The organism is Pontibacter diazotrophicus, from assembly GCF_003367245.1.
GTDB classification, from domain to species: Bacteria; Bacteroidota; Bacteroidia; order Cytophagales; family Hymenobacteraceae; genus Pontibacter; species Pontibacter diazotrophicus.
In genome coordinates this window covers 1-14224 of sequence record NZ_QRGR01000023.1, presented here as the reverse complement: position 1 = coordinate 14224, position 14224 = coordinate 1, and the positions used below count along the sequence as shown (strand labels likewise).

Annotated in this window: 6 protein-coding genes and 1 pseudogene; 1 reads left to right on the top strand and 6 read right to left on the bottom strand. The window is 48.5% G+C overall.

Annotation, left to right across the window (positions count from 1 at the left end; all coding sequences use genetic code 11):
- The first annotated feature begins 390 nt into the window (after nt 1-390).
- Nucleotides 391-1737, top strand: coding sequence for an amidohydrolase (locus DXT99_RS19105; RefSeq protein WP_115567194.1), 1347 nt, complete (start codon nt 391-393; stop codon nt 1735-1737).
- 184 nt (nt 1738-1921) lie between these two features.
- Here DXT99_RS19105 and DXT99_RS19100 read toward each other — a convergent pair whose 3' ends face one another.
- From DXT99_RS19100 to DXT99_RS19075, 6 genes and pseudogenes are all read right to left on the bottom strand, one after another.
- Complete coding sequence (locus DXT99_RS19100; protein WP_246000854.1) at nt 1922-3361, bottom strand: M20/M25/M40 family metallo-hydrolase; 1440 nt, start codon at nt 3359-3361, stop codon at nt 1922-1924.
- Between the two features lie 230 nt (nt 3362-3591).
- Nucleotides 3592-6654, bottom strand: a complete 3063-nt coding sequence (locus tag DXT99_RS19095; RefSeq protein ID WP_246000853.1) for an amidohydrolase family protein — start codon at nt 6652-6654, stop codon at nt 3592-3594.
- Nucleotides 6655-6838: 184 nt separating this feature from the next.
- Nucleotides 6839-8518, bottom strand: coding sequence for an amidohydrolase (locus tag DXT99_RS19090; RefSeq protein WP_115567192.1), 1680 nt, complete (start codon nt 8516-8518; stop codon nt 6839-6841).
- Between the two features lie 599 nt (nt 8519-9117).
- Nucleotides 9118-9796: pseudogene (locus tag DXT99_RS19085) on the bottom strand (IS1 family transposase).
- A 111-nt stretch (nt 9797-9907) separates the two neighbouring features.
- Nucleotides 9908-12133 (bottom strand): S9 family peptidase, encoded by a 2226-nt coding sequence (locus tag DXT99_RS19080; RefSeq protein WP_115567190.1) that lies wholly within the window; start codon nt 12131-12133, stop codon nt 9908-9910.
- 24 nt (nt 12134-12157) lie between these two features.
- Complete coding sequence (locus tag DXT99_RS19075) at nt 12158-13948, bottom strand: DUF885 family protein (protein WP_115567189.1); 1791 nt, start codon at nt 13946-13948, stop codon at nt 12158-12160.
- Nucleotides 13949-14224: the final 276 nt, after the last annotated feature.

Genomic DNA, 14224 nt, shown 5'->3' with positions numbered 1-14224 from the left:
GGGTTATATCCAAAAAGAGACATTTATTTACTAGAACCCCCTCTTTTTTTTGACCCATTATTGATATTAATTAAATTTATTAGTTAATATTGATATATATTTTATTCTTCAACCTTGTAAACCTCATCTAACTTTACAAACCCTAAAAAGACTGTAATCTTTATTTTTTTATATACACATACAAATAACAGAACCTTGGCACTTTGCTTTCTATTTTGCAGGAGTTGTCTAAAAAAATGATGTACCATACCAGCCTTAATTTAGCCACCTGAAGGGCAGAAACTATTGTATAGTGCTGAGAAGAAGGCGGAGAAGAGACAGTTTACCCTTGTGCTTTAACAAAATCAAAAAGCAATCAAACATCTATCAACTTCATAAAACTATTGACACATGAAAAGCAACTACACTTTCTTTAGGAGAACCCTTTTTGCCACACTGGGCCTTGGCTTACTTGCTGTGCCGGGGAGCTATGCACAGAGCAGCAAGCTTACATCCAAAGCCAACACAATGGCTGATAAACTGGAGCCGAAGGTTATTGAATGGCGCCATCACTTTCACCAGTACCCGGAACTGAGCAACCGTGAGACAAAAACAGCTGAGAAGGTAGCTGCTCACCTTAAAAGTTTAGGCATAGAAGTAGAAACAGGCGTGGCACACACAGGAGTGGTGGGCATATTAAAGGGAGGTAAGCCTGGCCCGGTGGTGGCATTAAGAGCTGACATGGATGCGTTGCCTGTAACCGAACGCGCAGCTATTCCTTTTGCCTCGAAAGAACGAAGCACCTATAACGGACAGGAAGTGGGTGTGATGCATGCCTGTGGCCATGATACGCATGTCGCCATGCTAATGGGTGCTGCTGAGATATTGGCAGGTATGAAGAATGACCTGAAAGGCACAGTGAAATTTATTTTCCAACCAGCTGAAGAAGGAGCACCACAAGGTGAAGAGGGAGGCGCCCGTTTGATGATTAAGGAGGGGGTGCTGGACAAAGGGCCTAAGCCTGAAGTAATTTTCGGCCTGCACATAAATTCACAAACGGAAGTGGGTACCCTGAGGTATAAGCCAGGTGGCACGATGGCCGCTGCTGATCGGTTTCTTATCAAAGTGAAAGGGAAGCAGGTACATGGGGCCTACCCCTGGAATGGCGTGGACCCGATAGTGGTGTCAGCGCAGATTATCAATGGCCTGCAAACCATCATCAGCAGACAAACAGAGTTAACCGAAGAGGCCGCTGTAGTTACGGTAGGAAGAATAAATGGAGGCGTACGTAACAATATTATTCCAGAAGAAGTGGAGTTAGAGGGAACGATAAGAACGCTGGATACAGAAATGCAAAAGAAAATACACGAGAAGATAAAGCTCACTGCCACTAAAATTGCGGAAAGCGCCGGAGCCACTGCCGAGGTTACTATTAATATTGGCACACCGGTCACCTCTAACGATGTAGCACTCACAAGTAAAATGCTTCCTACTCTGCAAGCTGTAGCTGGAACTGACAACGTTGTTCTAAACAAAGCTGTGACAGGCGCCGAAGACTTTGCTTTTTACCAGGAGAAGATACCCGGGCTGTTCATTTTTGTTGGAGGCATGCCCAAAGGCCAAAAGCCCGAAGAAGCAGCCCCTCACCATACCCCCGATTTCTATATTGACGACAGTGGCATGAAACTAGGCGTGAAAACGCTCACCAGCCTTACGTTAGACTACATGGAAGGCAAAGGGAAAATTACTGTGCAGTAAAGGGCAAAAGACACAAAGGGCTGCTTAAAACCACACCTGGCTTACGTGTGGTTTTAAGCAGCCCTTTGTCGTTCCTCCAAAGCTTCCATTCATTGAAGAACAGAAACAGTCTCAGGACAACGCTGCAGCAGGAGCAGAAGTATTATATACAGCTCATGTAGGCTAGATAAAGCAGCCTGTTGTATCAAATAGGGGAAGTAAGTATGGACAGGCAGGTTTTCATGCCCATGCGCAGATTTCCCAGCCTGAGGTTTTCATCAGGGCTATGCTGGTTATTGTCAACGTTTACCAAAGGCACCAGCACAGCTGGTACATCCAGTGCCTGCACAAAAGACACCACAGGCACTGTGCCACCCATCATACGAATAACCACTGGTTCCTTTTTATAACTATTGGCCAGGGCTTTGCGAAGCCAGACACTAATGGGCGCATTCACGTCTGTTCTGAAAGCAGGTGTTCCCCCACTGCTTTGCATAAAGACGATCTGCGGGTATCTCAACCTTTCCTCCGTTGTTGGAGCATGATTTAGTACAGTATAGCCTTGCTTTTGTATATGGCTATCAACTAAACTCACCATCCGCTTAGCCTCAGTTTCTGGCACCAGGCGTATATCAAGAAGCGCTACAGCTTCATCTGGAACGATAGTGGCGGCTCCTTTGCCTACTACTGCTGATTGCATCCCCCGGATATTGAGCGACGGATACTGTAACGACTCCTGGTAATTGTTGCCTACTTTTTCTTCCTCCGCAATAACAAGCCGTGCATTTATTTCCTCTTTGTTATCCGGGACTGCTGCCATTACTTTTAAGGCCTCTTCATCGAAGGCTATGCCATTGTAGAAGCCATCAACAAGCACCCTTCCCTGTTCATCTTTCATGGAGGCTATCACCTTCGCCAATAGAAAGCCAGGATTGGGTGCATAATTGCCGTAATGGCCGCTATGCTGCGGCGTTATCGGGCCGTAGGTTGCAAGGGTAAAGCCGACACTACCTCTACAACCCAGGGTAAGCGTCGGGATGTTCGATGCATGCATTGGGCCATCCATCACAATTAAGTAATCAGCCTGAAACCTGTCTTTATGTTTTTCAAGCGTCTCTTTCAGCCCCGGTGAGCCTTTTTCCTCCTCAGGGTCAAGTACCACTTTTATATTGAAAGGAGGGCTTTGTCTTTCCGACTGCAGCATATCGAGGGCCTGCAATAGCATGATGATTGGCCCTTTGTCATCTGAACTCGAACGGCCAAACACACGCCATTCATCATTGATAGTTGACTGAAGCAGATTCCAGTTGATGTCTTCATAGGCACCATCGGCCCCTTTCTCTCTCAGCACCATCCGGAAAGGATCTTCCTGCTGCCACTCGTCTGCCCGTACTGGCTGCCCATCCAGATGGAAATAAAACATGACTGTTTTAGAAGCTTTAGGAAAAGACATCTCAGCCAGGAAAAGCGGAAGGCGGGCATTCTTAAGCACAGATGTCTGAAACCCACGCTTGGCGAAGGCTTTCTCTGCCCATTGCACGTTTTCCTGAATATCCTCCGGGTTAACGGCATCATTCGGGATAGAAACATAGTCTTTCAGCTCCTCTAAAGCAGGCAACATCTGTCTGGCAACCATTGCATCCATCTTTTTAGGACTCAGCTTCTGCGCCGGCGCACTTAAAGAGGTAAACAAAATTGTACAAAGCAGTAAGAAACTGAAACAGGCGTACTTTGACTCAGTTTGAGAAAAGAATTTGCAGCTATTTATGGCCATTTTAGTTGAGGTGTAGCGATGTAATGCTCATTTTCGAAAGAGAATAATTAAGAACAAAGGTAAGCCTTTACCCTTCTTGATTTACAAACAGGTTATTTAAGTTAATTTGCAGAAGGTGATTTAAGTAAGTCTTGTATCAGGTGCACCTCCCCGTTTTTCAGAACCACTTCTACGTTCCAGGCATCCTGAATACGGGTTAGCGGGTCTCCCGCTACAATTACTAAATCTGCTAGCTTGCCCGGCTCAACAGTTCCCAAGTCCTTGCTCACTCCTACAGCTTCAGCTGACCATAGCGTGGCCGAACGCAAAGCTTCATAAGGCGTAACACCGCCGTCTACCCAACTTTGCAACTCCGTGTGCAGACTCATGCCATAGGGTATAAAAGGACTGTCTGTGCCTGTGGTGACCCTGGCACCGGCTGCAAGTAAGGCCTTTACGGTCTTCTGGATATTGCCGAAGTTTGAGATATAACCAGGAAACATTTCCGTTACGCTTTGCGCATTTTCCTTTAAATCGTTTGCATAGCTTTCGGAAAAGAAGGCCTTAAACTGCCTGTTCTCAAAAAACGCCGGGTCTTTCCCAGCCATCACGTAGAAACCTCCCTGCAAGGAAGCTGTTGGCGTAATGTTCATGCCAGACTTTGCCAGTAGTTCAATCACATCCTGGTAACTATGATTCATGGAGGTGATTTTGGGTGAATAGCCACGGCGGCTGGTGCCACCTATATGCTCCACTGCATCCACGCCATAGCGTGTGGCTGGGTAAATCTCATGAGAAGAAACAGGTATGCCGATGGAATGTGCATAAGCGGTGATGCGCTCCTGCATCAGGTCAGGCATGCGCACGTAGGTTTTAATCAAGTCATACCCCAGCCGCTTTGTTCGCTCCAGCTCCAGTTCTAGTTGTGCACCTGAATTGATGCTTGTGGCCAACCCATAGTAAATACGGCTGCCGTCTGTCAGGCCACCTGTAAAAAACTCGCGGGGACCTATGCGGGCACCACTGCTCCATGACTCCTTTCGCTCAATTGCATCGTAGGGATCAGCCCCGGTTTCACGCAACGACGTAATGCCGTAAGACAACCACAGGCGTCCCAGCCTTTCCCCGGCCATCTCACTCTGGTGGGTATGCATTTCAAAAAGTCCCGGAATCACCGTTTTACCAGAGGCATCTATCAAGTTCCCCTGGCGGCCGGCCTGGTGCGGCAGAATCTCCTTTATGCGGTTCCCCTCAATAATGATATCCACATTTTCGCGATATGCTGCTGCACGGCCATCAAACAACTTGCCAGCATGAATCACCTTTCGTTCCGTGGGCTGCTTGTACTGCCACGTAAAATCCATCGGAATCGGGGTGATGTGCCCATCTGCCAGGTATACCTGCTTGAGGGTATCTGTGGCTAAAAAGACGATGCTCTTTGAATCTCCTGTCCAGCTAGGCACTTCCGCCAGTTCATTTGTGAGCCGCTTCGGAGGCCCGATGATGTTGCCTGTCTTGCTAACCGGCACAACCCACAGCAAACCGTCCAGGGTATAAGCCATCATGTTGCCGTTCGGCGACCAGACAGGTCCATTCTTGCCCCGCGTGCCAAGTGAGCGTTCCGGCACAGGAGACACATACTGGTCTGGCTGCCCATCCAGGGACACTAGCAGAATCTTGCTGACACCTTCCCTGTACCTGGAGGAGTATACTTCTAAAGCTGATATGGCAATTGTCTTTCCGTCGGCAGACCAACTGGGCTGGCTCGGCACAAACATCGACTCATGCAGCTTTTCTACTTTACCTGAGGCAACATCCACCACATGCAGTGTTCCCCGGCCCCAGGCATTCCGCAAATCTCCTTCGTAAAAAGCAATGCGTGCCCCATCCGGCGACCAAGAAGGAAAATTCAGTTCATTTGGCAGATCTACCAGCAAATGGTCTTTTCCTGTTTGAAGGTCGCGAATCCACAAATCCATACTACCATTGCGGTCAGACACGTAAGCCAGTTTATTTCCATCCGGCGACCAGGCCGGGTCTACTTCCACAAAAGCGTCGTTGGCAATGGCCACAGGTTTCCGCTTCCCTTTCTCTAATATCCACAAATCGCTTAAGGCTGAAAAAATAATGCGTTTGCCATCAGGTGAAACGGAAGCTCCCCGGATACCTAGCACTGGCTGCGGGGCTATGTTGTCGAAGGTATACGTCTTCCGCTGGTATGCAGGCCGTGACAGTGCCACAACAGCTTTGAAAGGGATAGTCTGTGCTTTGCTTTTACCCAGCTTTCGTCGCTTTATTTTTCCGTCAGCTGTGTAAAGAAACTCCGTTCGTGATAGCCAACTCACCCGAAAAGGGAATATATCTTCGGAGGGATCAGATATTGTCTGTCCACCGCCATCTCCTAATACAGCCGCTTCCAGGCGGCTATGGCCGTGCTGTGTAAACGCGTTGTAAAGCACCTGAGAACCATTGGGGTGCCAGGAAGGAGCAGCCATTTTTGCTTCCCCCTGCACCAGGAGCTGCTCCTTGCCTTCCTGTGATAGCACGTATATACCGGGGGCTTCGGTACGTTCCGACACAAAGGCTATCTGCTTTCCGTCGGCAGCATAAGCAGGGTAATAATCGTTGGCGGGGTTGTTTGTTAGCTGCTTTAGCTTGCCAGAGCCTAGTTCAATTTCCCAAACATCATAGTTTCCATCACGGTCAGAAGAAAAGACAAGGCTTTTACCGTCAGGCGACCAATATGGCTCCCGATCATCATAAACGCCAAAAGTAACTTGCCGTAAATCTGTTCTATTTTTATTTACAGTCCAGATATGATAGTTGCCGTCGCGGTAAGAATGGAAAGCCACACGGCTTCCGTCCGGCGACCAGGCGGGTAGCCGGCTATCGCCCAGGGCATCGGTCAATGGCTTCGCCTCTCCCCCAGCCACAGGCATTGTCCAGATAGTGCCCTGCAAATCCATGGCGATCATCTTCTTATCTGGCGACAGGTCTATGGCAATGTTCGTACCCTCTGTCAGGGTAACGCGGATGGAGTCGCTGACGATACTTTGAGGTGAACTGGCAAAGGAAGCAAAGCTGCACAACTGCATCAAAAGAACAGGCAAAACTTGTCTGAATAACTGACCGTTACCTCTGCGGCTGACGAAAGGAAAAGCATGCTGCAGTAATTTTATTCTCATAGTAAATTTATTATCATTTGAATGATGATTTTGATAATTCACACTGATCGGGCACCTCAGAAAACGTTGGGTTATGGGAAGCCATTCCCGCTATAGTATGTCTTTTAGCCCAACTGTACTCAAGACGCTCCTTATAAACATCATAGTTAATAAGGAGCGCCTGAGCTTGCTGTTAGCTTTAACCTTAGTTTGTTGCGCCTTGCGCCTTGCCTTTGCTTTCATCAGACAGGGTAGGATACTGAATTCCCAGTTGCTCCAGATAGGTTTTATATTTGGCAGGATTGTAATAATACTTCTTCATCTCAGGCCGATATTCAGACATAATCTTCTCGTTCAGATGGATGGCAGGAGTATCTGTTTCAGATATCAGGGGCGTGTACTTTATGTCCTTCGTCTGTACATTGTTGAAATAGGCCCAGGCTTCTTTTACAACTTCTGGTTTCACCAGCATATCCAGTATGGTCATTGCCTCTGCTTTGGCACCTGCTGTTACTCCTTTATGTGCAATGGGCGTGGCCATAGAGATGGCGTTGGCCCAGTGGTGGCCTGGTAAACCCGGTATGTTGGAAGGGAACCTCAATACCACTGTCGGCACATTCCAGGCAATGTCAGCAATATCGTCGGAGCCGCCTCCCATCGAGAACTTGACGGGTGGCTCAATGGAATCCAGTTTTATGGCCAGTCCGTCGATTGGATTATTGTCTCTGTCTGTTTTAGGAGCATTCACCTCTTTCTGCACAGCTCTGGCCAGCGCCTGGTCTTCATCACTCCACTTCGGCAAGCCCACCTTTTTCATGTTCTCATACATGGCTTCGGCAATTGGCTGATTGAAATGCCCAGGCCATGCACTTCCCAAAACCCGGTAATTCATTGTAGTACCTGTCATTAAGGCAGCTCCTTCTGCTATCTTTATGGCATCGTCGTACATCGTTTTGATTTTAGGGTAGGTTCTCTCCCTCAGAAAATACCAAACCGCAGCCTTGGAGGGCACCACATTGGGCTGATCACCGCCATCTGTCACAACATAGTGGGAGCGTTGCGTTGGCTCCATGTGTTCACGGTGATAGTTCCACCCTATGTTCATCAATTCTACAGCATCCAGTGCACTTTTTCCACGCCAGGGTGCGCCAGCCCCATGAGCAGCTTGCCCATCAAATGTAAACTCCACAGACACCAGCCCATTATTACCGGAGTCTCCATACGAAACACTCAGGTTATTGGCCACATGTGTAAAGATGCAGGCATCTATATCCTTGAAGTATCCCTCACGGATAAAGTATGCTTTTGTGGCCACCAATTCCTCTGCGACACCAGGCCAAAGCACCAGTGTTCCTGACAATTCCTCCCGCTCCATCAGTTTTTTTAGAGCCAGCACAGCGGTTACGTTTAGTGCCTGGCCGGCATTATGGCCTTCTCCATGGCCGGGTGCCCCCTCCACAATAGGATCGTGGTACGCCACACCCGGTTTCTGGGAAGCTTTCGGTATGCCATCAATATCACTGCCAATGGCTATAACAGGCTTTCCTGATCCCCATTTAGCTGTCCAGGCTGTCGGTACACCGGCTATACCTTTCTCAATCGTGAAACCGTTCTGCTCCAGTATGCCGGTGAGGTAACGGGAGGTCTCCTCTTCCTGAAAGCCAAGCTCACCAAAGCTGAAGATCATATCCACCATCTCCTGCGTCAGCTTCTGTTGTTTGTCAATCTCAGTTGCCAACTCCTTCTTCATAGCCTCCAGTTTGGCAGGTGAGACTTTTTTGTTTTGCGCTACCAAGGGAGCAGGTACAAGCCAGGAAGCACATAAGAATGTAATTCCAATCAGCAACGTTCGATGCCAGTTAGATAGGGTAAAGCTTTTTTTCATAAAAATGAATTAGTTAGATACTTAACAGTGAAATGAGTTAAAACCGGAGAAACCGGCTTGTGTACCCGCATTGATTTATTCAGGCGCATTTTAGCCCCTCACGTACATCTCAAATAGTACTAGCTATTCTAATGATAAAAGGAAGATCTGATCAGCAAGAACAAGAAGGCTTCACACAATGAGCTGCTAAATGGAGGATTGTTTGGTGGGAGTTTATGAGTGAAAAGTAATTATTTAAACCCGATCAACCTGCCTTTCATAACCTTGCAATCCCAAGCATGTAGCACCTCTCTTTTTATTTAAATTATTAACAACATATACCCATATTTACTAACAAAAATTTAATAAATCAAATTAATACTTGACAATAATATAATTATTAACACCAACGCTACTTATCAGACAATAAGCGGCCACTTTTACAACCTTAAAAACCAGCTAGGAAAGCGGCAATACATGCACGTTGAAAGTTAAACTACATTACTGCTTTGAGGCTGTAGTCTAACTGCGTCAAAGGTCAAACAGAAACACTCTATAACCTGGAGTTGCTAAAATTGGCTGAGGGAATTTGACAGGCAGATTCAAGTAATCTGGTACTCCTATAAAAGTAATAACAGGTTGTAATTAGCTATAAAAAAGCGAATAGCCATCAAATCCTTCTCAATATTTTTAGAGAAGGAGAGGGATTTTCTGACCAGCCGCGCGCACCTTTGCCTGAGGGTGCAGAAGAACCTCTCGGCGTGGTTTGTGTCTTTCTTCTTGGCAGAGAACACGTGCCTTGCCGCCGGTATCACCTTTTTGTAAACCTCCCACTTATCGGTGAAGAGAGTTGCCTGCTGCCTGTAATGCTCCGGCACGTTTTCCCACAGCCCCTTTGCACCTGCTGCGCCTCTGTCTCCCAGATGCAGGGCCACCATGTGTCTGCTCCTCCTGTCATAGGCCACCCACAGCCATTGCTTGTTAGCTTTGAAGCTTACAAAGCTCCACAGTTCATCGCTCTCGCACTCATAGCACATAAGCTGGATTTCTGTACTGGCAGGAACCTGCGCGTTCAAATTCTGCGGCACTTCCCGTAGAGCTCATCCATGTAGCGATAGAGGTGGTAAGCGGGAACATCCAGCACTCTGCAAATGCCCTCCAGGGAGATGCGCTCGAGCAGGAGCAGTTTGATGAGTCTTTTCTGCTCCCGGCTCAGGATCTGCCGCTCAAAGACAAACTTCTAGAGCAGTCCTTGCACTTGCCTCTGGCTTTGCCGCAGTAGTAACATGATCTGTTCATGAGGGTAAGAATTAAATTCGACACCTAATCTTATCGCTATTGCAGTTCTTTCTGTTACTTCATTACTTTTACAGGGCTACCGTTGCGCTTTGGTGATTTTATTTTCGCTTACTACTGCTGATTTCTCACCCTGCCTCCGGGTGGACAATGTTGCTTCAGGTAATTCGTGAACAAAGTAGAAAGGTGCTCATTCGTACCTTCTCCTTCTGATATGCCATGCGTGCGGTTGGGGTACGGCATCACCTGGAACTGCTTGTTATGCTTTATCAGCTCGTTAATGAGCTGCTCTGCATTGTTGTAGTGCACGTTGTCGTCGCCGGTGCCGTGAATGTAGAGCAGGTTTCCCTGCAGGTTTTTAGCATGTGTGATGGGCGAACCCTGCACGAAATCCTCCAGGTTCTCCTGTGGCAGCCCCATGTAGCGCTCCTGGTAAATATTATCGTAGGTGAGCTGGTTGGCTACCGCCGCCACGGAGATGCCTGTTTTGTATATCTCCGGGTGCTGGAACAGCAGATTGAGGGTGGCAGAGCCTCCGCCGCTCCACCCCCATATGGCCACCCGGCTTGTGTCCACGTAAGGCAGTTTCAGGATTTCCTGCGCGGCCATGGCCTGATCATGAATGTTGAGCATCCCTACTTTCCGGTAGATGCTTTTGCGCCACTCCCTTCCTTTGGGAGCAGGCGTTCCCCTGTTATCAATGGAGGCATAGATGTAGCCGTCTTCCGCCATGCTGCCTTTGTAAAGGTGATTGTTCCCCATACCGTACCTATCCAGCACCGTCTGGCCTGCAGGCTCGGTGTACACCTGGAACACGATGGGGTACTTCTTGTTTGAGTCAAAGGGAACAGGCTTCACCATCCAGGCATCCATCTCCACGCCTTCACTGGTTTGAACCTTGATAAACTCTAAGGAAGATGTTGATTTGTCTGCCTGTGCTACCGCCTGCTCTACCGCGCTGTTTCCATCGAGCGCCTTATGCCCCGGCAACGACACCCACTCAGACGCCGGCCTTGTATAGTAGTTGGAGAATCGGTGAAAGGCAAATTTTGTATCGGGAGATAATTCATAGGTGTGGGTGCCTTCCTGTGCTTTGGGTGACAGCCGCTCCGCGTTTCCTTTGCCATTCAGCCGCACACGGTAGAGGTACTGCTGTGTGGCATTGTCTGGAGAAGCTAAAAAGTACACATAGCCCGCTGCTTCATTCACCGCTACAATATCCATTACGTCGTAATTGCCCTTCGTAATCAGCGTTTCTTTTTTACCGTCGCGGCTAATCCTGTACAAATGCCGCCAGCCATCTTTTTCACTTGCCCATAAGTATTCTTTGCCCCCGCTTAACCAGTTCCAGCCACCAAACCGATAGTCGCTGTCCCAGGAGGGCATGATGTCAATCCAGGCGGCGTCTTTCTCCACATACACCTGCTTTGCCTGCCCGTTGGTGATGTTACAGAGGTATAGCTTGCTCTCATTTTGCTTGCGGTTCAGTTGCTGTAGTATCAGCTCATTTGCATTTGCGGCCCATTCCATACGGGGCACATAATGCTGCTGCGGGTCGCCTGGCACATTCATCCAGTGTACGTTTGCAGTTGCTACGTCCACCACGCCAATTTTGTAAGGAGAGGGCGCTTCACCTGCCACAGGGTACTCCACCGGTATGACCATTGGGTAGATAGAGTCGGTGTGGTTGATCATCAGGTAATCTTTTACCTCGGTGGCATCTATCTGCCAGAAGGCAATGGCTTTGCTGTCCGGACTCCAGCGGAAGCCGTCGCGGCTGTAGAATTCCTCTTCGTATGCCCAGTCAAAAGTACCGTTGATGCGCTTTCTTGTTCCGTCTTTTGTCAGCTGCGTTACGTCTTTATTTGTCAGGTTTTCTGCATAAATGTTGTTCCCGCTCACATAAGCCACCTGTGTTCCGTCCGGAGAGAATTTGGCAAACATAAGGGAAGAAGCAGGACGGTTCTTACCCATCTGTTCCAGCGTTTGCTTTTGCAGATCATATACCCAGTAATCGCCTTTTGTATCGAGACGCCATACCCTCACGGTGTTTGTGTAGAGGAGCAGTTGCTGCTCGTCCTCTGAAAAAGAAAAACTGCGGATTTTCAATGGCTCCGACCTGCCGGCAGGTATCAACTTTTCCTTTGCCAGTATAACCTGCTTTTCCTGCGATGGCAGCGTGTTTCTGACGATGTCGCCGTTTTCCTGCTGCGCATAAGCATTGCCTGCCTTCAACCATACTATTGCTCCTCTGCTTTGTGCAGCGCCGGAAAAGGAAAAGAGCGAAAACTGCAGCAAGAGCAGCAGCAGAAACAAGGATTTGAAAGCTTTCACAGGCATATGGCGGTTATCGTTATTTGTTGCTTATCTACTTTTTATAGAGGTAGCCTTGCGGCTCTTTTCCGGCGAAGCGGGGGCATTGTAAAATTTCCAGCTGGTTTCGTAATTCTCCGGAAGCTGCTGGTCTGTCAGGATGGCTCTGACCATTTCTACCGGAAGGCTGTTCTGCTGCATCACGGCATCATGAAATTGTTTGTTGGTCATTTTACCGCTGCCTACCAGTTCCTTCTGAAGGGCATAAAACTGCAGGCCTCCCATCATGTAAGCGACCTGGTACAAGGGGCTGTAGCGGCCCTCGAATGAACGGCGCACTTCCCCTTCCGCATTCGCGCGCTCATGCCCTACCCGATCCACCAGGAAGTCGATGCTCTCCTGTGGCGTCCATTTGCCGAGGTGGTAGTTGAGCGAGAAAATGATGCGGGCACAGCGGTGCATCCGCCAGAACAACATGCCGATGCGGTCTTCTGCCGAGCGCGGGAAACCCTGGTCCCATAACAGCATCTCCCAGTACAAGGCCCAGCCTTCTGTCCAGAAAGGCGTTCTGAAGTTGCGGTACTCTTTGTAGCGGTTGTTCATGAAGCCCTGCAAATGATGCCCGGCAATTAGCTCGTGGTGCACGGTGGCCCGGGAGAAATGCGGGTTGTTGCCCCGCATGCTCATCAGCTTATCTTCATGGGCCATGGTGTGGGTGGGGTAGGAAATAATAAACGTCTCTCCGCCCAGAAAGAAGGGGTTAATCAGCTGCCGCTCCGGGCTCATCATCTGCATGCGCCAGGTTTCCTCAGCTATAGGCGGTATGGTAATTAGGTCTTTCTGCTTCAGAAACTCTACCGATTGGTTATACAAATCCAGCATAGCCTCCGGCTGCTGCCCCTCCGGCACGTAGGAGTTCTTTACTTTCTCCAGTGCCTGATGCCAGTCATCGCCAAAGCCAAGTTCACGTGAGGCCTTGAGCATTTCGCGGTCGCACCAGGCAAACTCTTTATTGGCAATTTCTATCAGCTCCTCCGGTGTGTAAGGAATCATCTCGTACTCAAGTTGCCTGATGAGTTCTTCTCTCCCGATGGGACTACCCACAATACCGCTTTCGTCTATTTTTTGGTTTTTACCAGGCACTCTGCCTTTCGCTTCTGCCAGGGCAGCATAGGCAGTCAGTAAAGTATCTACGCGCTTATAAGGCTCGGGCACCCACCAGGTAAAGCTAGGCTCGTACTGATTATAAAATGTATAAACGCTTTTTAAGCCTTCCTGCAGGTCTTCCACGGTACCCTGCAACCTAAACCCCAGGTCTCTGTTCAGCGATTCCTGATTTTCTAAGGCTGCTTTCGAGGCAATGAGTTCTTTCTCGATGCTGTTCAATTCAGCAGCTATCTGCTGGCCGTTTACATTGAGCCCTCGCCTGCGCGGCTTCTCCAATGCATAAATTTTTTCCGCAAAAGGCACCCACTTACTTATCTGTTTGTATTCATCAGCCGCTGTGTTCAGCAGGCGTAACTTATTCTCCAGGTCCCGCTTTGTGAGCAGGTAATCTACACGGCTGCCGGCGTTCATGTCCTCATAATCCAGGTTGCTTAGTTGTTGCAGGTAGTCGTTGTACAGCTGCTGGAAACGTGCGGTGTACTCCGGCGTGTTTTTCATGAAGTAGAACCGGTTCAGGCTGCCTTCATCCGCCCGCAACTGCACCATCAGGTGATGTACATCACTGGTCTGTACGTATAGGCTTTTATCTTGGGCCTGGATGGTTGTAGAGAGGGCAGGGTAACAGCATAACAACAGGAAGAAAATTTTCAGGAAGTTAATATCAGGAAGTTTCATACATCGTTTCAGTTTAGTAACGTGAACTCATGAATAGCATGACCGTGAATATGTCTAAGCTTTGTAATGACAGCTCATCCAGTGCTCCATTAGCTATCCGGGAAAAGCATTTGCCACTATCATCTCCCTACGCCCTTGCTGTGTGTTTTCACCATAGCCGTCAGGCTAAGGATAAAGTATATCATTTGGTGATGGTTTTAGTAGCCCGTTCTTGTCTCTTCTTTTTTCTTTCCTGCCTATCCTGATTACCCTTCTGAGCACTTTCCAAAACCACTC